The sequence below is a fragment of the Calidifontibacter indicus genome (assembly GCF_003386865.1).
GTDB classification, from domain to species: Bacteria; Actinomycetota; Actinomycetes; order Actinomycetales; family Dermatophilaceae; genus Yimella; species Yimella indica.
On record NZ_QTUA01000001.1, the window covers coordinates 2,911,337 to 2,932,140 of the forward strand.

A 20,804-nucleotide genomic window follows, 5' to 3' on the forward strand; every position below is an offset into this window, starting at 1 on the left:
CGGTTGTCACACCGTCCGATTCGGACGTCACTTGAGCACCGCCGCGGTCACCTTCGACAGCGGCTCGGAGAGTGCGTTGACGGCGTCGGAGAGCTCCTTGATCTCGGTCTTGCTCAGCTCGGTGTACAGCTTGAAGCCGTCGCCCTTGCGGTGCTTGTCGAGCACCTTCTGCAGGGCCGTGAACTTGGTCGCGACCGAGGTCTCGAGGGCTGGATCCTTCTTGGTGAGGATCGGCCGCAGGTTCTCGAACGCGACCTTCGCCCCGTCGACATTGCCCTGGAAATCCCACAGGTCGGTGTGCGACCAGGTCTCCTCCTCGCCGGTGACCTTGCCGGTCGCGACCTCGTCGAGCAGCCCCTTCGAGCCGTTGCCCATCCCGTCGACGGTGTAGGTCTGGGTGCGGGTGCGCGAGTGGAGCGTGCGGGTGTCCTTGAGCAACTGGTCGGCGACGGAGTTGCGTTCGGCGGCGGTGAGCGCGGTGTAGCCGGTCTTCGGCGGCCAGAGGTCCTTCTCGATCTTGTGCCAGCCGGTCCACTTCTGCCCGGGCTCGAGGTCGGCCTCCCGTGCGTCCATGCTCGGGTCGAGGTCGCCGAAGCTCTCGGCGACGGTCTCGATGCGCTCCCAGTAGATCCGGGTTGGTGCGTAGAGCGCGCGCGCCTTGTCGAAATCGCCTGCCTTGTAGGCCTTCACGAACGACTCGGTGCCCGACAGCAGCTTGTCGGTCTGGTCCTTGACGTAGCTGGCGTAAAGGCCGGTGGCGGTGGTGATCAGCGCCTTGTCGTCACCGGTCGCCTCCAACTTCTTGCCCGAGTCGGTCACGGTGAACGCCGCCTGGACGCCGTTGCCGACCATGCCCGGCTTGCAGGAGGTGTAGTACTTGCCCGGCGGCACCTGCACGACGAGGTCGCGGGTCAACTGCGGGGTGATGTTCTCGATCTCGCCGACGATGCGCAGCCCGTCACTGGCGAGCAGGTAGAACTCGGTCACCTCGTTGCCGGTGTTCTTCACCTTGAACACGACGGTGCCCGACGGCGCGCTGTTCGCCGACACCTGGCATTCGGTCGCGGTCGAGGTGACCGTGAGTTCGCCGTTGCCGGCACCGGAGGGGCTGTTGCTGGTGCACCCCACGAGGGTCGTGCCGGCGATGACGGGGCCGGCGAGCAGCAGGCTGAGGCGACGGTTCATGCGGCGACTTTCAAGGAGGTGGACGGCGCCGACGGGGCGGCGTTCTTGCCGCCGCCGGTCACCTTGAGCAAGAAGATGGTCATGACGGGCACCACGTAGGCGACCCAGGCGATCGCCTCGAACCAGGTGGTCACCGGCGAGAAGTTGAAGGTGCCCTTGAGCAGGGTGCCGATGAACGAGGTCGGACGGATCGTGCCGCTGACATCGAAGGCGACCGCGTGCAGACCGGGCAGGATGCCGGCTTCCTGCAGGTCGTGGATGCCGTAGGAGAGCACCCCGCCGGCCACCAGGATCAGGAAGGCGCCGGTCCACATGAAGAACTTCGACAGGTTGAGTTTCAGCGTGCCCTTGTACATCAGGTAGCCGAGGGCGACGGCCGTGAGCAGACCGAGCAGCGCGCCGGTGAGCGGCGCTGTGGTGGAACCGTTCTCGGTGGCGGCAGCCTGGGTGGCCGCCCAGATGAACAACGCGGTCTCCAGGCCCTCGCGGCCGACGGCGAGCATCGCGACGACGACCATCGAGTAGCGGGAGGCGTCGGCGGCCCGGTCGACCGCACCCTTGAGTTCGGCCGACAGGCCTCGGGCCGAGCGCGCCATCCAGAAGATCATCCAGGTGACGAAGCCGACAGCGACGATCGACAGGGTGCCACCGATGGCCTCCTGTGCCTCGAAGGTCAGCCCGCGCGGGCCGAAGGTGAGCGCGGCGCCGAAGGCCAGCGAGACCAGCACCGCGGCTGCGACGCCGGCCCAGATGCGGGGCAACAAGTGACGGCGGTCGGACTTCACCAGGTAGGCCACGAGGATGACGACCACGAGGGTCGCCTCGAGGCCCTCGCGCAGCCCGATCAGGTAGTTGCTCAGCACGGAGCACCTCCACAGCTCGCACTCAGGCAAGGATTGCCTAAGTCGAGTGGAGGTTAGTGCAGCCTTACCGCGGCGTCCAATCCGGGGCCAGGGAGCGGACGGCGCGCGCCTGAGCGCCCCCAAGACGTACGCCCGTCCCCCTCACCTCGGGAGCTGTCAAACCAAAGTGGGGACGTAAATGGGTGATGGCCCTTCCGAGCCTCCCCGCTTTCGGACAAACATGCAGGTCAGAGCGCCCCCTGCAGGACTCGAACCTGCGACCTAGGGATTAGAAGGCCCTTGCTCTATCCAGCTGAGCTAAGGGGGCAACGACGGGCCAGTCTAGCCGCGGGTCGACGGCGCGCGATCAGCCCAGGCCCGGCGTACGGCGACCGATCGGCGCCCACTCGACGCCGCGGTAGAGCGCGGTGCCGAGGAAGGGCCGACGCAGCACCCACAGCGCTTCGAGCAGCAGTTGCTCGCGGGCCCGCGAGTCGTGGCCGACGTCGCCGCGCGTCATCCGTGCACGCAACATCGCCAGTTCGCCTGCGACGTCTTGGAACTGCACCATCTGTCGGCGCAACTGACTGCCACCGTGCGCCTTCGCCCATGCCCGGGCATACCGGCGCTCCCCCATCGAGGCGAGCATCCGCACCTCCGGCGGTGACAGCCAGGCGGTGTCGACGTACGCCGACAACTGCTCACCGATCTTGGCCGACTCACGTCGGCGAGCGACGAGCAGGAGCGCGACGAATGCACAGAACAGCGGCACCTGCAGCAACACGTACGCCACCAGCCAGCCCTGCTCGGACAGGATCGCCAACGCGTTCCACCCCGCGTGCAGCACGATCGCGCAGGCGAGCCCGACCAGGGGCGGCACGACCCGCATCAAGAATCCCGGTGAGGTGGCTGCGATACCGATGCCGATCCCCGTACAGATCGTGAACATGGGGTGCGCAAAGGGGCTCATCAACACGCGCACCACGAAGGTGCCGACCAGTCCCTGCTCACCGGAGTCGGCGTACCCGTTGGCGAGGTAGACGATGTCCTCGACGAACGCGAACCCGGCCGCGCACAGTCCGGCGTAGACCATCCCGTCGAGCACGCCGTCGATCTCGCGACGCCGGAAGACCAGGAGCAGGAGCAGCGCGAAGCCCTTGAGGCTTTCCTCGACCGGCGGCGCGACGAGGATCGCCACCAACGGATCCGACTCGCCGGTGGCGCCGAGCAGGTAGCCGCCGACCTCGTTGAGCAGGGCCGCTCCGAGCGTGGCGACGCACGCGCCCCACAAGAAGGCGAACAACAACATGCCCTTGGGTTCGGGTTCGAACCGGTCGAGCCAGAGGAAGACCGGCACCACGATGCCGAGCACCACCACCGATGCCGCGATGCCCAGCACGGTCGCGGTGGCACCCGACTGGGCCTGCACGCTGGCGAGAACGACCGCGAGGCACAGGCCGAAGAACACGAGGCCGACCGCCCACCCGATCGAGCGGCGCAGCAGGGACCGCTGCCCGGTCACCCGGGCGAGCTCAGCGCGCGAGAGCGTGCGGACGCTGTTCGGCTGGATCCCCATGAACGCCGACCCTACCGACGTCCGCGGCTCGACGGCTCTAGGGTGAACGACGTGGCTGACGTCAAGATGAACAACGACCGCATCGTTTGGATCGACTGCGAGATGACCGGGCTCGACCTGGACAACGACGCACTCATCGAGGTGGCGGTGCTGATCACCGACTTCGATCTGAACCAGGTCGACGACGGCATCGATGTGCTCATCAAGCCCGAGCCGGCCGCTCTGGAGCAGATGAACGACTTCGTGCGCGAGATGCACACCACCAGCGGGCTGCTGGAGGAGCTGGACGGCGGCCTCACGATGGCCGACGCCGAAGCCAAGGTGCTGAAGTACGTGCGCCAGCACGCGCCGGAGGCCGGCAAGTGGCCGCTCGGCGGCAACTCGGTGGGCACCGACCGCGCGTTCCTCGCCCGTGACATGCCGCAGCTCATCGAGCACCTGCACTACCGCATCATCGACGTCTCCTCGATCAAGGAACTGTCGCGCCGCTGGTACCCGCGGGTCTACTTCAACGCTCCGAAGAAGGGTGGCGGCCACCGCGCCCTCGCCGACATCACCGAGTCGATCGCCGAACTGCGCTACTACCGCGAGGCCGTCTTCGTGCCGCAGCCCGGCCCCGACTCCAAGGCGGCCAAGGCCATCGCTGACAAGCACGTCGTCTCGGACTGACGTGCACCGACCGCGTGCTGACCGTGCGCGGACGCCGGACACGGCGCCTGCCGCCGGGGTGGTCATGAGCACTGCTCCGGAGCAGGTACGATAGTCCGCGCTGCCCTGCACAAGGGCAGTCTTGGTGGGTGTAGCTCAGCTGGTAGAGCGTCGCGTTGTGGTCGCGGATGTCGCGGGTTCAAGTCCCGTCACTCACCCCAAGCCGAAGGCCCCGGAGTTGTGCTCCGGGGCCTTCGTCGTGTCGCTCGGCGGCTCAGAGGCCGCGCGCCGCGTACCACTCGTTGCGGCGCTGCTCGCGCTCGGCTTCGATCTCCTTCGCCAGCGGGCTCGGCTCCGCGGGGGCCTTCGCCGGCCCCTCGTGACGCCCGAGCTCGTAGGCCCGCGACTCCGGGGTCGGCTCGAGCGCCTTCTGCTCCAGCTCTTCCTCGCGCGCCTTGACCGCCTTCGCGGCCCGCTCGGCGCGGAATGCCTGTCGCCGCGACTCGCGCTCGGCGAGGATCTCGTCGCGCTCCGCACTCGGCGTCGGCGCGTACTGCGCGCGGACGGCGTCGACCGCGTCCCATTTGCTGCTCAACGGCACCGCCTCCTCGCGTGCCTTCTGCTCGGCGGCGGCCTTCTTGGCCTTGGCGGCTTCCTTCTGCTTGATCTTCGCCTCCTGCGCCGCCTTGCGGGCACGCACCTTGCGCGCCTGCTCGGCCTCGACGAGCGCGTCCTGCAGGCGCTCCTCGCGCGCCGCGAGCACCTGCGCGGCGACAGCATCCGAGGACGCGTCCGAAGAGGAAAGCGCGCGCTCGCGGCTGCCACCGGCGGGCTCACGCAGCACGGGAGCCGACTCGTTGCCGATCTTGCCGTGCTGGCCCGGACCCATCGCGAGGCCGAACTCGCGGGCCGCGCTGGTCTCGGCACCACCGCGTCCGGCCACCGCGTCGGCGGCGGTGGTCGAGTCGACCCGCAGCTCGATGGCGTCCTCGACCAGCTTCTCGTCCTTGGCGATCTTCTTGTCGATGCCGTCGGTGTCGCGGGCCGGCAGCAGGATGAGCCGTTCGGCCGGCAAGCCCGACTTCAGCTGACGGGTGCGCAGCAGCTCGGCGTCGAGCTCGGCACCGAACAGCAGCGCGATGTTGGTGATCCAGAGCCACAGCAACAGGATGATCGCGGCGGCGAAGGCACCGTAGGTCTTCTGGTAGCTGGCGCCCTGGGTGAAGCCGACGTATGCGACCAGGGCGAGCGAGGCGAGCACCCAGACGACGAAGCCGACCATCGCACCGGAGCTGAACAGCCGGTTGCCCTTGGCACGTCGCACGTTCGGGGTCGTGCGGTAGAGCATCGAGATGATGCCGATGACCACGAGCGCCACGAACGGCCACTTCACGAGGTCCCAGACCTGCACGGCGGTGTCACCCAGCCCGATCGCGTCACCGACCTCCTTGGCAACGCCACCGCTGACCACGAGCGACAGCATCACCAGCACGATGAGCACGATCTCGGTGGCAGTCACCAGCAGCAGGGTGCCCTTGAGCTTGACGAAGGAGCGCCCCTCCTCGACCGCGTAGATCCGGTTGAGTGCACGACTGAACGCACCGACATAACCGGACGCCGACCACAGCGCACCACCGATACCGACGATCAGGGCGACGCCACCGCCGGGGGTCGCCTGCACGTTGTCGATGAAGCTCGTGACGGCGCTGAGATCCTTCGGGCTCTTGCCGATGATCCGGCCGATCGACTCGACCAGTTTGCGCGTCGTCTCCTTGCCGTTGCCGAAGATGTTCAGCAGCGAGATGACCGCGATGAGGCCGGGGAACAGCGACTGCATCGCGTAGTAGGTGAGTGCCGCCGCGACGTCGGTGCCGCCGTCCTGGGAGAACTTCGAGCGGGCGCGGGAGAACGCGACCTTCCAGTCGGGCTTGGCGGGTGACTCGGGCGGCTCGTCGAACGGCCGGTCGATCGCTTCGTCGTACAGGACGGTCATGAGTTTCGGGTCCTTCGAATCTTGGACAATGAAGCTTGCTACTGACTGGTGAACCTACCGATCATCCTCCCCTTCCGGGGCGGTGGACGGTGGCTTCGGGCGGGTCGCGACCTGCGATTTGCTGCGGACTGCGCCGCGGCGCCGGACGTGACGGACGCCGCACCCCAACCGATTTCGCACTTCCGCAGACCGTGCGGTAATGTTCTTCCTCGTTGCGCCATTAGCTCAATTGGCAGAGCAGCTGACTCTTAATCAGCGGGTTTGGGGTTCGAGTCCCTGATGGCGCACCAGTCGAGAAGCCCCCGTCCTCGGACGGGGGCTTCTCGTTGAGAACCATGCGGAGGACGGCCTTGGTGAATCTCGACGGATTGAAGCTGGCAGAGGACCTCGCGGTCGGCGACGTGGTCACCTTCGGGACGCACGAGGTCACCGATGCGGAGATCCTCGAGTTCGCGCGGTCGTGGGATCCGCAGTGGTTTCACCTCGATGTCGACGCTGCGGCGGCAGGTCCGTACGGCGGCCTCATCGCCAGCGGGCTGCACACGATGGCGATCTACCACAGGCTCTACGTCGACAGCACGCACTGGGCCGCGATCGCCGGACGCGGCCTGCCCGAGGTCCGCTTCCTGCGGCCCGTGCGCCCCGGCGACCGGTTGACCGGCTCGGTGCGAATCGTCGAACTGAGCCCCGAACCCGACCGCAACCGGGCGCTGGTGCGCACCGACGGTGAACTGCGCAACGCCGACGGCAAGCCGGTGCTCACCATGTCGACCGACGCCTACCTGCACCTGTCGCGGGCTGCCCTCGACTGAGGCGCCCGCCCGTTGATGACTTCCGTCACGGCGTGACCGTGTCCATCTGGCAAGATGATCGGACGTGCGAGCACTTGCGAAGACCCACCCGGGTCCAGGTCTGGAACTCATCGATGTCGCCGAACCCGAGGTCGGTGCCGGCGAGGTGAAGATCAAGGTGCTGCGGGCCGGCTTGTGCGGCACCGACCTGCACCTGGAGCAGTGGGACGACTGGGCCGCGTCCACCGTCCGCCCGCCGTTGGTGATCGGGCACGAGTTCTACGGCGAGGTCGTCGAGATCGCCCCCGATGTCACCGCCGTGAAGGTCGGACAACGCGCGTCCGGTGAAGGTCACGTCGTCTGCAACGAGTGTCGCAACTGCCGCGCCGGACGCCGCCAATTGTGCATCCGCACCAGCAGTGTCGGCGTCGACCGCGACGGCGCCTTCGCCGACTACGTCGTCATCCCCGCGTCGAACGTGTGGGTGCAGCCCGACGACATCAGCCCCGACCTCGGTGCGGTCTTCGACCCGTTCGGCAACGCCACCCACACCGCGTTGTCGTTCCCGATGGCGGGCGAGGACGTGCTCATCACCGGCGCCGGGCCGATCGGGGTGATGGCCGCCGCGATCGCCAAGCACGTCGGCGCACGCCACGTCGTGGTGACCGATGTCTCCGACTACCGACTCGACCTCGCCCGTGGTGCCGGCGCCGACCGCGTCGTCAACGTGGCTCAGCAGCGCATCGCCGATGTGCAACGCGACCTCGGCATGCGGGAAGGCTTCGACATCGGCCTGGAGATGTCGGGCAACCCGACCGCGATGGCCGAGATGATCGACAACATGAACCACGGCGGACGCATCGCGATGCTCGGTCTGCCCGGCGACGACTTCTCGGTCAACTGGGGCCGGGTCATCACCCACATGCTGACCATCAAGGGCATCTACGGTCGGGAGATGTACGACACCTGGTACGCGATGAGCGCCATGCTGTCGACCTCCCCCGAACTCAAGCGCGCGGTCGAATCGGTGATCACCCACCGCTTCCCGGCCGAACAATGGCAGGACGCCTTCGCCGCCGCCCGGTCGGGCGACTGCGGCAAGGTCATCATGGATTGGAGCTGAGGCAATGTACGGGTTCAAGGACGAACTGGCGGCCACTCTCGCCGAGATCGACGAGGCCGGGCTCACCAAACACGAGCGCGAACTGACCACCCCGCAGTCGGCCCACGTGGCGACCACCGCCGGTGACGCGCTGAACTTCTGCGCCAACAACTACCTCGGCCTGGCCGACCACCCCGACATCGTCGCCGCCGCACGAGATGCGTTGGACGAGTGGGGTTTCGGCATGGCGAGCGTGCGGTTCATCTGCGGCACGCAGAGCCAGCACCGCGACCTCGAGCGCGAGATCGCCCAGTTCACCGGCACCGACGACGCGATCCTGTTCTCCTCGTGCTTCGACGCGAACGGCGGCGTCTTCGAGGTGCTCTTCGAGGCGCAGGACGCGATCATCTCCGACGAGCTCAACCACGCCTCGCTGATCGACGGCATCCGGTTGTCGAAGGCGCAGCGCTTCCGTTACAAGAACGCCGACATGGCCGACCTGCGCGCCCAGTTGGAGGCTGCCTCAGGGGCCCGGCGCAAGGTGATCGTCACCGACGGCGTGTTCTCGATGGACGGCTACTACGCGCCGTTGGAGCAGATCTGCGACCTCGCCGAGGAGTTCGGGGCGATGGTGCTGGTCGACGACTCGCACGCCGTCGGGTTCGTCGGCGAGAACGGTCGCGGCACCCATGAGCACTGCGGTGTGCTCGACCGGGTCGACATCGTCACCGGCACCCTCGGCAAGGCGCTCGGCGGCGCGTCCGGTGGTTATGTCGCCGCCCACCAGGAGATCGTCGACCTGCTGCGCCAGCGGGCCCGCCCCTACCTGTTCTCGAATGCCGTCGCACCGTCGGTGGTGGCGGGGTCACGCAAGGCCCTCGAGCTCGCCCGCACCTTCGACGAGGGGCGCGCCAAGCTGCGCGCCAACTCCGAGTTGTTCCGCACGCTCATGACCGACGCCGGATTCGAGTTGCTGCCCGGCAGCCACCCGATCACCCCGGTGATGTTCCCCGGCGACGACGGCGCTCGCCAGGCCGCGCAGATCGCCGCCGCGATGCTCGCCCGCGGCGTCTACGTCATCCCGTTCAGCTATCCGGTGGTGCCGAAGGGCAAGGCGCGCATCCGCGTGCAGTTGTCGGCGGCGCACTCCGAGGACGACGTGCGCACCTGCGTGCGGGCGTTCGTCGACGCGCGCGACGAGGTGAGCCAGCGTCAGTGAGCGAACGACCGCTGCGAGCAGGTGCTCGCGCCATGGGCGATTCGGCGCTCACACATGTGCGCCTCACGGAAGACTCTCTAACGCGGGCCACTAGAAATGGTCCGCACAGCCCTCATTCCTTGGCAAGCGTGCTCGTGGTCGCGATCACGCAGACGTGGGACTTTGCCTTCAAACTCGCGACCCAGGACGATGGGACATTTGGGTCGTATCGGACTGCGACACAGCCGTCCTGCAACGCCAATCCGATCGAGAGAATCGCAGGATCAGAATTCTTCTTCCAGGTGCTCTCAAGATCATCCTGCACCTTCTTCAGCGCCGTCTCCCCCACGTCCGTTCGCCTTGGAACCAAACCCATGCGTGATGCCCCGGAGAAATCCGTTGGACTTTCACCGATCATGAGCACGACCATTTGCCCCGAGGCGGTCAGGAATCTACCGTCAAAGACATCAGGAGACGCGCCCCTGAGCACCGAGTACCGGCGATCCAACTCCTCCGGCGAAGCCGGCATGGAGGTATTTGAAGCCGTAAACCATGGCTCCATAACCGTCTCGCCGGGATTTTGAGACTTAGGCGGTGTGCTGCTGCATCCAGCCGCAAGCGCCAGCATGCAGATCAATGCACCTGAAGTGAACGCAGCCGACCGAATTCGCATCTCCTACCCCACCTTCAGCGACGCGTTATAGTATGCGCCGCGAAAGACGCCCATATCCGTATGCCAACTCCGCCTCCTATCGCTGGCACAGAATGCATTCCCACCCCCTAGCCTTTGCCACCACGCATTGCGGCGCGCCGGAAAAAGGTCGCTCGTATCGTCCAGCTTTGCAATCGGTGCTGCACGATCGTGATGCGATTGTGACGCGCAGCTGAAACGGGTCTTCCACGACTACATCAACGACGCCGAGAGGAACGCGGCTGGCCATGGCACGACTCGGTGGCCATCAAGCGGTATCAGGGAGAGCGGGAGGCGGAATTCGGGGAGCGCGAGGGGCTGACCGTGGCGTTGATGACGAACACTTTCTAGCGCCCGCCATCGTATTTCGAACAGCGACAACGGACCTCGGAATGCCGCTCGATGACGCGCTATTCGCTACAGGTAGAGCCCGGTGGACCCGTCGTCGACCCGTTGCGCAGCGACCGCGTGCAGATCCCGCTCGCGCAGCAATATGTATGTGTGCGACTGGAGTTCGACCTCGGCCCTGTCCTCCGGGTCGTACAACACCCGGTCGCCGAGCTGCACCTGACGCACGTGCTGACCGACCGAGACGACCTCCGCCCAGGCGAGCCGCTTGCCCATCGCCGCGGTCGCGGGGATCACGATGCCGCCGCCGGAGCGGCGCTCGCCGCCGTCACCGTCCGCCTTGACCAGCAGACGGTCGTGCAGCATCCGGATCGGAAGAGTGCTCCCGTCAACCACGCGCGCGACGCAGGAGGCCGAGCAGCAGCAACGCCACACCCGCGCCACCGACGATCGCGCCGACCTTCTCCCCGGCAACCTCACCGTCGGAGCTGCGGGCGAGGTCGTTGGCCTTGAGCTTCACCGACTCGACCTGCCGCTTGGCGACCTCCTTGGGCTGCGCGCGGAATGCGAGCTCGTCGATGGTGCTTGCCAGACGCTGACGGGACGCCTGGAGCTCGGCTTCGATCTCCTTGGCGTTCTTCGGTGCCGGCTTGTCGGCCATGGGTCACTCCTTGTGGTTCGTGGACTGACTGAGACGATAACGCAGACCGACCCGCCAGTAAGCCATGGACGAGTACCTGGACGATCACACGGAGGATCACATGAGCCGCCTCACCGTTTCCGAGCCCGCACCCGACTTCACCTTGCTTTCGAACGAGGGTGGCGAGGTATCGCTGTCCGACTACCGCGGACGCCACCTGGTGATCTTCTTCTACCCCGCCGCGATGACCCCCGGCTGCACCAAGGAGGCCTGCGACTTCCGTGACAGCCTGGCCGGTCTGGCCGAGGCCGGCTACGACGTCGTCGGCATCTCCCCCGACCCGGTCAGCAAGCTGGAGAAGTTCGTCGAGAAGGAGTCGCTGACCTACCCGCTGCTGTCGGACGAGGACAAGTCGGTGCTCGAGGCCTACGGCGCCTACGGAGAGAAGAAGCTCTACGGCAAGACCGTCGTCGGTGTGATCCGCTCGACGATCGTGGTCGACCCCGAGGGCAAGGTCGAGCTGGCGAAGTACAACGTCAAGGCCACCGGTCACGTCGCGTCCTTGAAGAAGGGCCTCGGCCTGGCCTGATCGTGTGTCAGTGGTCGGTCCTAGCGTCATGCCATGAGCCGACGGAAGTACACGCGCGAAGTTCTCACGGCCGCGGTGCTGGATGCGGACTCGGTCACTGACGTGCTCCGGGCACTGGACCTGCCGATCGCGAGTGGCACGCATGCTCTGATCAGTCGGCGGCTGCGCGAGTACCAGATCGACACATCGCACTTCACTCGGCGACGCCGCCAACTCGAGTTGACGACTCGCGGCGATCCGCTCGAACTACTACGGCGTCGTCCACCGGGGTCCCCCCGGGTAAACGGTGAGCGCCTTCGGGTCGCGATGGCCAAGGCCGGCGTCGACCCGTTGTGTACCAACTGTTCGTTGGGACCCTCCTGGAACGGGGCACCGCTTCAGCTGCAGGTTGATCACATCGACGGCGACCCCCTGAACAACTCTATCGAGAATCTTCGGTGTCTCTGTCCGAACTGCCACTCCCAATGTCCGACTTTCTCGCGGCGGCGGTCCGCGCGAGGGGCGGAAGCTGGTGACGCCTAAGCTGGGTGGCACGCGGCCGTAGCCCAACTGGCAGGAGGCACAGGTTTTAGGTACCTGACAGTGTGAGTTCGAATCTCATCGGCCGCACCCACACGAAGACCCGCACCGAATCGGTGCGGGTCTTCGTGTGGGTTCGAGCTCAGGTGAACAGTCGGACGATCGTCGGTACCAACGCCCGGAACGCCTGGCCGCGGTGGCTGACGGCGTTCTTCTCCTCGCGGGTGTACTGCGCGAAGGTGCGGCCGTCGGGCAGTTCGAAGATCGGGTCGTAGCCGAAGCCGTTGTCGCCTCGCTGCTCGCGGGTGAGCCGGCCCTCCACGGTGCCGGTCGCGGAGTGCAGCGCGCCGTCCGGCATAGCGAGCACCACCGAGCACTCGAACCGCGCGATCAGCTTGTCGACCGGCACGTCGGCGGTCTGCGCGAGCAGCAGGTCGATGTTGGCCTGGTCGTCGCCGTGCGTGCCGGCCCAGCGCGCGCTGAAGACGCCCGGGCACCCGCCCAGCACGTCGACGGCGAGCCCGGAGTCGTCGGCGACGGCCGGCAGCCCGAGCCGCTCGGTGACGTACTTCGCCTTGAGCGTGGCGTTCTCGACGAAGGTCACGCCGGTCTCGGCGACGTCGTCCAACTCGGAGAACTCACCCACCCCGCGCACCCGCAGGCCGTCGAGCGCCGGTTCGGCGTCGACAAGGCCCTGCAGGTCGGCGATCTTGCCGGCGTTGCGGGTGGCGAGCACCAGGGTGTCGGCCACTAGCGCTGCCGCTCGCGGGCCGGCGCCTCGAGCGCCTCGGTCTGCATCCGGGTGAGATCGCCGATGCCCTTGGCGGCGAGGTCGAGCAGCGCGTTGAGCTCGTCACGGTCGAACGGCGCACCCTCGGCGGTGCCCTGCACCTCGACGAAACCGCCCGCCCCGGTCATCACGACGTTCATGTCGGTCTCGGCGGTGGAGTCCTCCGGGTAGTCGAGGTCGAGCACCGGTGTGCCGTTCACGACGCCGACGCTGATCGCGGCGATCGAACCGGTGAGCGGCTGCGCGTTCTTCGGGATCAGCCCGCGGGCGCGGGCGTCCTCGATCGTGTCGACAAGGGCGACATAAGCACCGGTGATGGACGCCGTCCGGGTGCCGCCGTCGGCCTGGAGCACGTCGCAGTCGAGCACGATCGTGTTCTCCCCCAACGCTTTCGTGTCGATGATCGCGCGCAGCGAACGTCCGATGAGACGGGAGATCTCGTGCGTGCGGCCGCCGACGCGGCCCTTGCGCGACTCGCGGTCGGAGCGGGTGTTGGTCGAGCGCGGCAGCATCTCGTACTCGGCGGTGACCCAGCCGGTGCCCTTGCCCTTGAGCCAGCGCGGCACGCCCTCGGTGAACGAGGCGGCGACGAGCACTCGGGTCTTGCCGAACTCGACGAGCACGCTGCCTTCGGCGTGGTCGAGCCAGTTGCGGGTGATCTTGATGTCGCGGAGTTGGTCGTTGGCGCGGCCGTCGTGGCGGGTTGCGTCGGTCATGCGGCTCAGCCTATGACCGGCGCGATCCGCCGCGGTCGGCCGCCTCAGGCGGGGCGCGACCGGAGCTGCATGCGAAGGCACGCGTGAGGGCTTCGTGCTCATGTGGTCACACTTGATCGCGCTTGCCCACTGCGTCCGGCACGGGGCGCCCGAGGCTCAGAGCTCGTAAACGCCTTCCGGCTCGGCGAGTTCGACCTCACCCGGCCACAGTTCGGCGGCTTGCGCGCGGCATTCCTGCGGGTCGTTCCACGACGGGATGTGGGTCAGCATCAGCCGCTTCACCCCGCCCGCGGCGAGCGCCGCCTCGGCCGCCCGCTTGCCGGTCAGATGGATGTCGCGCACGGTGTCACGCACCTCGCAGAACGCCGCGTCGGCGAGCACCAGGTCGGCGTCCGCCATGAGCGGCAGCAGCGCGGGCGTCGCGTCGGTGTCGCCGGTGTAGGTGAGCACCTTGCCGTCGGCCTCGACCCGGAAGCCGAACGCTTCGACCGGGTGGTTGACCCGGTGAGGGGTGATGGTGAACGGCCCGACCGTGAAGGTGCGGCCCGACCGCACCGTGCGGAAGTCGAACTCCGAGTCCATCCCGTGCGGGTCGGCCGCTTCGGAGAGCGTGACACCGTTGGCTCGCGACATCCGGGCACCGGTGTCCTGCGGGCCGTAGACCGGCACGCTCGGCAACGGGCCACGCGTGGGGTGGTACTTGGTGACGACGAACAGTCCGGTGAGGTCGAGGCAGTGGTCGGGGTGCAGATGGCTGATCACGATCGCATCGATCGCGTCCAACTCGATGTACTTCTGCAGCACGCCGAGCGACCCAGGCCCCATGTCGAGCACGAGGTTCCAGGTGCGGCCCTCGTGCTCGGCCTGCACCAGGTAGGACGACGCCGGTGAGGTCGGTCCGGCGAACGAGCCGGAACAGCCGATGATCGTGAGCTTCATGCACCCACCCCCACATGTCGGAAGTTGTTCTCGAAGACGTCGTCGAACTCGGGCGGCAGGCCCAGGAATCTCTTGGACAAGCGGCGGAACTCCTCAGGATCTCCGGTGGTGGTGAACGACAGACCGGGCATCCCCTGAGCGGGCGGGGCGAGCAGGTCGCGGTCGGCGAGCACCTTGTAAACGTCCTTGGCGGTCTCCTCGGCGGACGACACGAGGGTCACCCCGTCACCCATCACGTAGGAGATGACGCCGGTCAGCAGCGGGTAGTGGGTGCAGCCGAGCACGACCGTGTCGACGTCCCTCTCCTGCAGCGGCGCGAGATACTCACGGGCCACCTCGAGCAGTTCCGGGCCGCCGGTGATGCCGGCTTCGACGAACTCTACGAAGCGCGGACACGGCTGGGAGTGGACGTCCAGCTGCGGGGCGGCGGCGAACGCGTCCAGGTAGGCACCCGACTGATGGGTGCCCTTGGTGGAGATGACACCGACCCGGTCGTTGCGGGTGGCCCGGACGGCACGCCGGACAGCGGGTCGGATGACCTCGACCAGCGGCACGTCGTATCGCTCGCGCGCGTCGTGCAAGACCGCCGCAGAGGCGGTGTTGCACGCGATGACGAGCGCCTTCACGCCGTGTGCGACGAGCCGGTCGAGGCACTGCAACGCAAACTCGCGCGTCTGCGCGATCGGACGCGGACCGTATGGCGCACGGGCCGTGTCGCCCAGGTAGGCGATGGACTCGTGCGGCAACTGGTCGAGCACCGCGCGGGCGACGGTCAACCCGCCGTAGCCGCTGTCGAAGATTCCGATCGGTGCATCAGACACCGATCCAGGGTAGGCCCACCGGAACGGCGAAATGTACCGACGCGTCGTGGATCCCCTCACACCGTGAGGTGATGGAACCGTCCCGCGTCAGTGACGCACGTACGGGTTGGTGAGCGTGCCGATGTCCTGCACCTCGACCGACACCCGCTGCCCCGGCTGCACCGGGCCGACGCCCTCGGGCGTGCCGGTGAGGATCACGTCGCCGGGCAGCAAGGTGAAGGCCTGCGAGGCGTACGAGATCAGCTTGGGGATGTCGTGGACCATGTCGGCCGTCGTGCCGTCCTGCGCGACGTCACCGTCGACCAGCGTGCGCAGACGCAGGTCGGAGGTGTCGAGGTCGGTCTCGATCCACGGCCCGAGCGGGCAGAAGGTGTCGAAGCCCTTGGCCCGTGCCCACTGGCCGTCCTTCTTCTGCAGGTCGCGCGCGGTCACGTCGTTGGCGCAGGTGTAACCGAAGATCGACTTCGCTGCGTCTTCGGGTGAGACGTCGCGGCACATGCGTCCGATGATCACCGCGAGTTCGCCCTCGTAGTCGACCCGCTCGGACTGCGGCGGCATGACGACCGGGTCGTCCGGGCCGATGACGGCGGTGTTGGGGATGAGGAACATCATCGGTTCCTCGGGCACCTCGTTGTTCATCTCCCGGGCGTGCTCGGCGTAGTTGCGGCCGATGCCGATCACCTTCGAGCGCGGGATGACCGGCGCCAGCAGACGCACGTCGGCGACGGTCGTCGTGACGCCCGTCAGTTCGATCTTGGTGTAGAGGGGGTCGCCGCTGATCTGGGCGATCTTCTCGCCCGCACCGTCGACCAGTCCGAAGAAGGGGTCTTCACCATCTGTGTATCGGCAGATTCGCACCCACTCAGCCTACTGACGCCGTCGCCGGACGGATCGGGCCCACCACCAGCGGGTTCACGGTGGAGGCCATCAACACGTAGCCGGCGTCGTTCGCGTGGATGTCGGTCTTGCTGCACATCCACGTCAGCGCGCAGATCGCGGCGACATTCGTCGGCACACCGGACGCCGTCGGGGTCCAGTCGGTGCTGCGGAACGCCGTGGCCACGTCGGCGACCTTCGCATCACCCGAAGCGGCGGCCTGCGCGATGAGCCCGCTCAGTTGCGCCTGCAACTGCACCGACACCTGGGCCAGCGGCTGGTTGCCGGTGAGCCAGAACACCAGGAACGGGTTGTAGTAGTTGAGCAGCACGATCTGGGTCTTGGGGCCGGCCGCCGCACGCAGGTCGTTGACGATGCGCTTGGTGTTGTTGGCGACCGCGACCATGCCGGCCTGCAGACAGGCCGCGTCGATCGCACCGGCGCGGGCAACGCAGGTCTGCACGTCGTTCGCCCCGATGTCGAGCGTGATCAGACGCACCTTCCCCTTCTCGGCCTTGATCGTGTCGACCGCCGTCTGCAGTTGGGTGGCGCCGCCCGGATAGTCGCACCGTCCGCCGCCCACCATCGTCGTGGTGGTCTCGCCGCTGCACGCCAGGTTGACCAGCTTCGCGCCTCGGTACTTGCTGCGCAGGTTGGCGTACACGCCGCCGACGTAGCCTCCGGTCTTGTTGTCGCCGAGCCCCGGCTGGTAGCCGGCCGCGAGCGAATCCCCCAGTGCCACATAGCTTCCGGACGCTGCGTGTGGGTTGTCGGCGCCCGCACGGGCGGGCGCGGCGCCCAGGCTGCACACGAGTGCTGCCGCGCCGACGACGGCGAGGGTGCGCTTCATGGTGGTCTCCTCACGAGCAGGGATGCGATCCATATCACTCTGCCACTTCCGGGTGGGCGAGCAGCCGGATTCGGCTGCGGCCTCAGCAACTTCCCAGCCGAAGCCCGCGCGAGGAGGCTGCGATGCGGCCTCGGCTACGTCCATTACCGTGCGTGGCATGGCCCACCTGCTCGACGAACCGCTCTGGCGCGCCCGCGCCGCGGCGCACGAGCAGCGCGTCGACGACGCCGTCGCCGATCACATCCACCGCCGCGACCGCGGACTCAAGCACCCGATCGACGACTTCCTGTTCCAGTACTACACTTACAAGCCCTCGCAGCTGCGGGTGTGGCACCCGGGCGCGGACGCCCAGCTGGCCGGGGCCGACGAGCGCGCCCGATGGCCGTTCTATCGCGTGGTCGACGGCCTGGCGTCTGTCGACGTCGAGCACTTCCTGGCCCGCCGCCGTCCCGTGTTCGACGCGGCACGACGGGTGCTGCGCGCCACCCTCGACCGGCCGATGCTGCTGTCCTGCTTCGGAATGCACGAGTGGGCGATGGCCTACCGCACGACGCCCGAGGAGATCCGACACACCCAACTCCCCCTGCGTCTCGGACACCGGGGCACGGATGCCGTGGTCGAGGCGCACGAGCTGCGGTGCACCCACTTCGACGCCTACCGTTTCTTCACCCCACCGGCTGTTCCCCGCAACAGCGCTGCACTGCAACGGGATTCACAGCCCGACTTCGAGCAGCCCGGGTGCCTGCACGCCGGGATGGACCTCTACAAGTGGGCCCACAAACTCTCCCCGGTCGTCTCGAGCGACCTCGTGATGGACTTCTTCGAACTCGCCCGCGAGGTGCGGGTACTCGACATGCGCGCATCGCCGTACGACGTCAGCGCGCTGGGTCACGATCCGGTGCAGGTCGAGACCCCCGAGGGCAAGGCCGAGTACGTGCGCGCGCAGCGGGAGTTCGCCGAGCGAGCCCGCCCGTTGCGGGTGCGATTGCTCGAGGTGGTGGAGCAGGTTGCCGACCCGCTGATCGCCGAAGTCGACCGCGCTTAGGGCCGCTCAGGGGTTGTCCCGGCAGTACTGCTGCTGCGCGGCAGTCAGCTCGTAGTCGAGTGTGCCTTGTGCCCAACTCCAGCAGATCTGCGGGTGGACGGCGTTCGGTGGCGTGTCCGGATCACGACCGGTCCGACTGGCACTGTAGAGGCTCACGCACTGTTCGTACTGCGCGTGAGACTGCGGGTTGAGGCACTGAGCAGGCGTCGGAACGCCCGGCTCGGGCCCAGTCTGGTCGTATCCGTAGACACGAGTGCAGGTCTCCCACAGGGCATGCGTCGTCGGCGCAGCGCACTGCCTGCGCGAGGGCGGCGTCTGTCCCCTGAACGTGTCGAACATGGCCATGCACTCGTACCTCGCATACGCCTCCAGGGTCCCGTTGGTGCAGGTCTGCCTCGTATACATAGTCGTCGGCCCGAGCATCTGCTGCATCAAGATCCGGTTTGAAGCACGTTCCGACGGCGTGCACGCGTACGTCTCGGTGCTCTCGTACCAGTAACAACGCTCCGACTTCACCTGCGCCGTCCGTGTCGGAGCGGATGTCGTTCGCTGCGCCGACGTGGCGACCGGCTTGCGCGTGGTCGACGAGGCAGTCGCCGTCGGCGTAACGGAACTCGATGACGGAGCAGTCGACGACGTGCCCGTCGAGGTCGGCGACGCAGATGTGCTGACTGTCGACGTGCTGCTCGACGAGGAGGTGGTCGAGGCGGAGGTCGTCGATGACGTCGTGCTCGAACCGGTGGTGTCGGCGCCGGAACAGCCAGCCAGCACGAATGCGACGAACACGACGAATGCGGCCCTGTAGCCCATGTTTTCGATCCCCTTGCGACGCGCCCCCTCGGCGCGAACCTGAGCAGATGCTAGCGCCACCGCGGCATGCTGACCTAACCCGCCGACTGCGGCTCGATCCCACGCTTCATCAGGCCGTAGGTGAACGAGTCGGTGAGCGCGATCCAACTGGCGTGCACCATGTTCGGCGCGACCCCGATCGTGCTCCAGATGCGTTCTCCGTCAGTGGTTTCGATGAGCACGCGGGTGGTCGCGTCGGTGCCCTGGGTGGCGTCGAGGATGCGCACCCGGAAGTCGATGAGCTCGAACCCGGCGAGGTCGGGGTAGGTCGCACTGAGCGCCTTGCGCAATGCGTGGTCGAGGGCATTCACCGGGCCGTTGCCCTCCCCCGTGGCAACCTGCCGCTCACCCGCCGCGGTGAGCTTGACGGTGGCCTCGGCGAGGGCCGGGCTGTCCTCGGAGAACGAGTCGGTGATGCACCGCCACGACTCGGTCTCGAAGTAGCGCGGTCGGGCGCCGTCCACCTCCTCCACCAACAGGAGTTCGAAGGATGCGTCCGCGGCGTCGAAGGTCCAGCCGTCCTGCTCCATGCCCTTCACCCGCTCGACCACGCGGGCGAGAAGCTCCGGGCGGTCGGTGAGGTCGTAACCGAGTTCCTTGCCCTTGAGTTCGATGCTGGCGCGACCGGCCATGTCCGACACCAGAGTTCGCATCGAGTTGCCGACCAGAGCGGGATCGATGTGCTGGTAGAGATCGGGGTCGACCCGCAGCGCCGAGGCGTGCAGCCCGGCCTTGTGCGCGAACGCGCTCGCACCGACGTACGGCTGCCGCCCGTAGGGGGCGATATTGGTGACCTCGCTGATCGCGTGGCTGAGGTGCAGCGCGTTCCGGAGCCGATCAGGGTCGATCACCTCGCGCCCGAGCTTGAGTTGGACGTTGCTCGCCACCGTGATCAGGTCGGCGTTGCCGGTGCGTTCGCCGTAACCGTTGACCGTGCCCTGCACGTGCATGGCGCCGGCCTGGACGGCGGCAACCGAGTTGGCGACCGCACACCCGGTGTCGTTGTGGCAGTGGATGCCGAGGCCGACGTCGGTGGCGTCGAAGACCTTGGCGACGACGTCCGAGACCTGGCTGGGCAGCATGCCGCCGTTGGTGTCGCAGAGTGCGACGACCTCGGCGCCGGCCTCGCTCGCAGCACGGATCACGTCGACGGCGTACGCCGGGTCGGCGAGGTAGCCATCGAAGAAGTGCTCGGCGTCGACGAACACCCGGCGCCCTTCTCGCACAAGGGTTTCGACGGTGTCCTGCACCATGGCGAGGTTTTCGTCGGCGGTGGTGTGCAATGCCTCGTGCACGTGGCGGATGTGCGACTTCGCGACGATCGTGACCACCGGCGCCCGGGCGTCGATCAGAGCGCGCACCTGCGGGTCGTCGGCAGCGACGGCATTCGCCCGACGGGTCGACCCGAAGGCGGCGAGCACCGCGTTCTGCATGCGCAGCTCACCGGCCGCCGCCCGCCGGAAGAACTCGGTGTCCTTCGGGTTGGCGCCCGGCCACCCGCCCTCGATGTAGCCCACACCGAGGTCGTCGAGGAAGCCGGCGATCGTGAGCTTGTCGGCGACGGAGAGGTTCAGGCCCTCCTGTTGGGCACCGTCCCGCAGGGTGGTGTCGTAGACGTGGAAGGCGCTCATCGTCGGTCCTTGTCGGTGTGCGTTCAGGGCTTGGTGGTCTGGCCGAGCCCCGGCTCTCCGCTTCGCTTCCGGGTGGCGGGTGGCCCGGCAAACGAAAAACCTCCCGGGGTAACGGGAGGTTGCGCGTCGAGCCGGGCTCGACGCGCTAGCAAATAATGAGTCCGG

At 67.5% G+C, this 20,804-nt stretch carries 24 protein-coding genes and 4 tRNA genes; 12 read left to right on the forward strand and 16 right to left on the reverse strand.

Annotated features, from left to right (window positions below; all coding sequences use genetic code 11):
• Positions 1-27: 27 nt before the first annotated feature.
• The 4 genes from efeO to DFJ65_RS13810 form a co-directional block, all read right to left on the reverse strand.
• Complete coding sequence (efeO, locus tag DFJ65_RS13795; RefSeq protein ID WP_115923507.1) at positions 28-1,185, reverse strand: iron uptake system protein EfeO; 1,158 nt, start codon at positions 1,183-1,185, stop codon at positions 28-30.
• On the reverse strand, positions 1,182-2,048 hold the full coding sequence (gene efeU / locus DFJ65_RS13800) for an iron uptake transporter permease EfeU (protein ID WP_115923508.1): 867 nt from the start codon (positions 2,046-2,048) through the stop codon (positions 1,182-1,184). The genes efeO and efeU overlap by 4 nt, the downstream gene beginning before the upstream one ends.
• A 233-nt stretch (positions 2,049-2,281) precedes the next feature.
• A tRNA-Arg gene (locus DFJ65_RS13805) sits at positions 2,282-2,355 on the reverse strand.
• 39 nt (positions 2,356-2,394) lie between these two features.
• Positions 2,395-3,603 carry a PrsW family intramembrane metalloprotease gene (locus DFJ65_RS13810; RefSeq protein ID WP_115923509.1) on the reverse strand — a complete coding sequence of 403 codons (1,209 nt, stop codon included), beginning with the start codon at positions 3,601-3,603 and terminating at the stop codon, positions 2,395-2,397.
• A 66-nt stretch (positions 3,604-3,669) separates the two neighbouring features.
• Between DFJ65_RS13810 and orn the strand changes: the two genes are divergently transcribed.
• Positions 3,670-4,272, forward strand: a complete 603-nt coding sequence (gene orn / locus DFJ65_RS13815; RefSeq protein ID WP_115924332.1) for an oligoribonuclease — start codon at positions 3,670-3,672, stop codon at positions 4,270-4,272.
• 124 nt (positions 4,273-4,396) lie between these two features.
• Positions 4,397-4,472: transfer RNA gene (locus DFJ65_RS13820), tRNA-His, on the forward strand.
• A 53-nt stretch (positions 4,473-4,525) separates the two neighbouring features.
• Here DFJ65_RS13820 and DFJ65_RS13825 read toward each other — a convergent pair.
• The gene (locus DFJ65_RS13825) at positions 4,526-6,244 is read right to left on the reverse strand and encodes a YihY/virulence factor BrkB family protein (RefSeq protein ID WP_115923510.1); all 1,719 of its coding nucleotides are present in this window, start codon (positions 6,242-6,244) and stop codon (positions 4,526-4,528) included.
• 214 nt (positions 6,245-6,458) lie between these two features.
• On the opposite strand from DFJ65_RS13825, the gene DFJ65_RS13830 reads away from it, so the two are divergent.
• From DFJ65_RS13830 to DFJ65_RS13845, 4 genes are all read left to right on the forward strand, one after another.
• Positions 6,459-6,534 (forward strand) — tRNA-Lys (locus DFJ65_RS13830).
• A gap of 63 nt (positions 6,535-6,597) precedes the next feature.
• Positions 6,598-7,056 (forward strand): MaoC/PaaZ C-terminal domain-containing protein, encoded by a 459-nt coding sequence (locus DFJ65_RS13835; RefSeq protein WP_211308450.1) that lies wholly within the window; start codon positions 6,598-6,600, stop codon positions 7,054-7,056.
• Positions 7,057-7,120: 64 nt separating this feature from the next.
• Positions 7,121-8,158, forward strand: a complete 1,038-nt coding sequence (tdh, locus tag DFJ65_RS13840) for an L-threonine 3-dehydrogenase (protein ID WP_115923512.1) — start codon at positions 7,121-7,123, stop codon at positions 8,156-8,158.
• Positions 8,159-8,162: 4 nt separating this feature from the next.
• Positions 8,163-9,356 carry a glycine C-acetyltransferase gene (locus DFJ65_RS13845; RefSeq protein ID WP_115923513.1) on the forward strand — a complete coding sequence of 398 codons (1,194 nt, stop codon included), beginning with the start codon at positions 8,163-8,165 and terminating at the stop codon, positions 9,354-9,356.
• A 112-nt stretch (positions 9,357-9,468) separates the two neighbouring features.
• Here the strand turns inward: DFJ65_RS13845 and DFJ65_RS13850 are convergent, their stop codons facing one another.
• The 3 genes from DFJ65_RS13850 to DFJ65_RS13860 form a co-directional block, all read right to left on the reverse strand.
• On the reverse strand, positions 9,469-9,963 hold the full coding sequence (locus tag DFJ65_RS13850; RefSeq protein ID WP_147301404.1) for a hypothetical protein: 495 nt from the start codon (positions 9,961-9,963) through the stop codon (positions 9,469-9,471).
• Positions 9,964-10,443: 480 nt separating this feature from the next.
• Positions 10,444-10,740, reverse strand: coding sequence for a GroES family chaperonin (locus tag DFJ65_RS13855; protein WP_115923515.1), 297 nt, complete (start codon positions 10,738-10,740; stop codon positions 10,444-10,446).
• Between the two features lie 22 nt (positions 10,741-10,762).
• Positions 10,763-11,035: a DUF3618 domain-containing protein gene (locus tag DFJ65_RS13860; RefSeq protein ID WP_115923516.1), complete on the reverse strand. Its 273-nt coding sequence runs from the start codon at positions 11,033-11,035 to the stop codon at positions 10,763-10,765.
• Positions 11,036-11,135: 100 nt separating this feature from the next.
• Between DFJ65_RS13860 and bcp the strand changes: the two genes are divergently transcribed.
• The 3 genes from bcp to DFJ65_RS13875 all read left to right on the forward strand — a co-directional run bounded on the left by bcp (position 11,136) and on the right by DFJ65_RS13875 (position 12,212).
• The gene (bcp, locus tag DFJ65_RS13865) at positions 11,136-11,603 is read left to right on the forward strand and encodes a thioredoxin-dependent thiol peroxidase (RefSeq protein ID WP_115924333.1); all 468 of its coding nucleotides are present in this window, start codon (positions 11,136-11,138) and stop codon (positions 11,601-11,603) included.
• Positions 11,604-11,909: 306 nt separating this feature from the next.
• Positions 11,910-12,125, forward strand: coding sequence for an HNH endonuclease (locus DFJ65_RS18505; protein ID WP_425453030.1), 216 nt, complete (start codon positions 11,910-11,912; stop codon positions 12,123-12,125).
• 12 nt (positions 12,126-12,137) lie between these two features.
• A tRNA-Leu gene (locus DFJ65_RS13875) sits at positions 12,138-12,212 on the forward strand.
• Between the two features lie 52 nt (positions 12,213-12,264).
• Here DFJ65_RS13875 and rdgB read toward each other — a convergent pair.
• The 6 genes from rdgB to DFJ65_RS13905 all read right to left on the reverse strand — a co-directional run bounded on the left by rdgB (position 12,265) and on the right by DFJ65_RS13905 (position 17,114).
• On the reverse strand, positions 12,265-12,873 hold the full coding sequence (gene rdgB, locus DFJ65_RS13880; RefSeq protein WP_115923518.1) for an RdgB/HAM1 family non-canonical purine NTP pyrophosphatase: 609 nt from the start codon (positions 12,871-12,873) through the stop codon (positions 12,265-12,267).
• Complete coding sequence (rph, locus tag DFJ65_RS13885) at positions 12,873-13,628, reverse strand: ribonuclease PH (RefSeq protein WP_115923519.1); 756 nt, start codon at positions 13,626-13,628, stop codon at positions 12,873-12,875. The genes rdgB and rph overlap by 1 nt, the downstream gene beginning before the upstream one ends.
• 156 nt (positions 13,629-13,784) lie before the next feature.
• Entirely contained in the window at positions 13,785-14,567 is a 783-nt protein-coding gene (locus DFJ65_RS13890) for an MBL fold metallo-hydrolase (RefSeq protein WP_115923520.1), read from the reverse strand.
• The gene (gene murI / locus DFJ65_RS13895; RefSeq protein WP_115923521.1) at positions 14,564-15,388 is read right to left on the reverse strand and encodes a glutamate racemase; all 825 of its coding nucleotides are present in this window, start codon (positions 15,386-15,388) and stop codon (positions 14,564-14,566) included. The genes DFJ65_RS13890 and murI overlap by 4 nt, the downstream gene beginning before the upstream one ends.
• Positions 15,389-15,475: 87 nt before the next feature.
• Positions 15,476-16,246 (reverse strand): fumarylacetoacetate hydrolase family protein, encoded by a 771-nt coding sequence (locus DFJ65_RS13900; RefSeq protein ID WP_115923522.1) that lies wholly within the window; start codon positions 16,244-16,246, stop codon positions 15,476-15,478.
• Between the two features lie 4 nt (positions 16,247-16,250).
• On the reverse strand, positions 16,251-17,114 hold the full coding sequence (locus DFJ65_RS13905) for an SGNH/GDSL hydrolase family protein (protein WP_170144099.1): 864 nt from the start codon (positions 17,112-17,114) through the stop codon (positions 16,251-16,253).
• 157 nt (positions 17,115-17,271) lie between these two features.
• On the opposite strand from DFJ65_RS13905, the gene DFJ65_RS13910 reads away from it, so the two are divergent.
• Positions 17,272-18,159 carry a 3-methyladenine DNA glycosylase gene (locus tag DFJ65_RS13910; RefSeq protein ID WP_115923524.1) on the forward strand — a complete coding sequence of 296 codons (888 nt, stop codon included), beginning with the start codon at positions 17,272-17,274 and terminating at the stop codon, positions 18,157-18,159.
• Positions 18,160-18,165: 6 nt separating this feature from the next.
• Here the strand turns inward: DFJ65_RS13910 and DFJ65_RS17545 are convergent, their stop codons facing one another.
• Positions 18,166-18,315, reverse strand: a complete 150-nt coding sequence (locus DFJ65_RS17545; protein ID WP_170144100.1) for a hypothetical protein — start codon at positions 18,313-18,315, stop codon at positions 18,166-18,168.
• Positions 18,316-18,496: 181 nt separating this feature from the next.
• Between DFJ65_RS17545 and DFJ65_RS17550 the strand changes: the two genes are divergently transcribed.
• Together DFJ65_RS17550 and DFJ65_RS13920 are read left to right on the forward strand one after the other, a co-directional pair.
• Complete coding sequence (locus DFJ65_RS17550; RefSeq protein ID WP_170144101.1) at positions 18,497-18,658, forward strand: hypothetical protein; 162 nt, start codon at positions 18,497-18,499, stop codon at positions 18,656-18,658.
• Between the two features lie 60 nt (positions 18,659-18,718).
• Entirely contained in the window at positions 18,719-18,964 is a 246-nt protein-coding gene (locus DFJ65_RS13920; RefSeq protein ID WP_115923526.1) for a hypothetical protein, read from the forward strand.
• A 79-nt stretch (positions 18,965-19,043) separates the two neighbouring features.
• On the opposite strand, the gene cimA is transcribed toward DFJ65_RS13920, so the two are convergent.
• Positions 19,044-20,639 carry a citramalate synthase gene (gene cimA / locus DFJ65_RS13925; protein WP_115923527.1) on the reverse strand — a complete coding sequence of 532 codons (1,596 nt, stop codon included), beginning with the start codon at positions 20,637-20,639 and terminating at the stop codon, positions 19,044-19,046.
• Positions 20,640-20,804 lie beyond the last annotated feature (165 nt).

Coding starts and splice junctions, on each gene's coding strand:
- efeO (WP_115923507.1), bottom strand. CDS start 1,185: ATGAACCGTCGCCTCAGCCTGCTGCTCGCCGGCCCCGTCATCGCCGGC.
- DFJ65_RS13810 (WP_115923509.1), bottom strand. CDS start 3,603: ATGGGGATCCAGCCGAACAGCGTCCGCACGCTCTCGCGCGCTGAGCTC.
- orn (WP_115924332.1), top strand. CDS start 3,670: ATGAACAACGACCGCATCGTTTGGATCGACTGCGAGATGACCGGGCTC.
- DFJ65_RS13825 (WP_115923510.1), bottom strand. CDS start 6,244: ATGACCGTCCTGTACGACGAAGCGATCGACCGGCCGTTCGACGAGCCG.
- DFJ65_RS13845 (WP_115923513.1), top strand. CDS start 8,163: ATGTACGGGTTCAAGGACGAACTGGCGGCCACTCTCGCCGAGATCGAC.
- DFJ65_RS13850 (WP_147301404.1), bottom strand. CDS start 9,963: ATGCTGGCGCTTGCGGCTGGATGCAGCAGCACACCGCCTAAGTCTCAA.
- DFJ65_RS13855 (WP_115923515.1), bottom strand. CDS start 10,740: ATGCTGCACGACCGTCTGCTGGTCAAGGCGGACGGTGACGGCGGCGAG.
- DFJ65_RS13860 (WP_115923516.1), bottom strand. CDS start 11,035: ATGGCCGACAAGCCGGCACCGAAGAACGCCAAGGAGATCGAAGCCGAG.
- bcp (WP_115924333.1), top strand. CDS start 11,136: ATGAGCCGCCTCACCGTTTCCGAGCCCGCACCCGACTTCACCTTGCTT.
- DFJ65_RS18505 (WP_425453030.1), top strand. CDS start 11,910: ATGGCCAAGGCCGGCGTCGACCCGTTGTGTACCAACTGTTCGTTGGGA.
- rph (WP_115923519.1), bottom strand. CDS start 13,628: ATGACCGACGCAACCCGCCACGACGGCCGCGCCAACGACCAACTCCGC.
- DFJ65_RS13890 (WP_115923520.1), bottom strand. CDS start 14,567: ATGAAGCTCACGATCATCGGCTGTTCCGGCTCGTTCGCCGGACCGACC.
- DFJ65_RS13905 (WP_170144099.1), bottom strand. CDS start 17,114: ATGAAGCGCACCCTCGCCGTCGTCGGCGCGGCAGCACTCGTGTGCAGC.
- DFJ65_RS13910 (WP_115923524.1), top strand. CDS start 17,272: ATGGCCCACCTGCTCGACGAACCGCTCTGGCGCGCCCGCGCCGCGGCG.
- DFJ65_RS17550 (WP_170144101.1), top strand. CDS start 18,497: ATGGCCATGCACTCGTACCTCGCATACGCCTCCAGGGTCCCGTTGGTG.
- cimA (WP_115923527.1), bottom strand. CDS start 20,639: ATGAGCGCCTTCCACGTCTACGACACCACCCTGCGGGACGGTGCCCAA.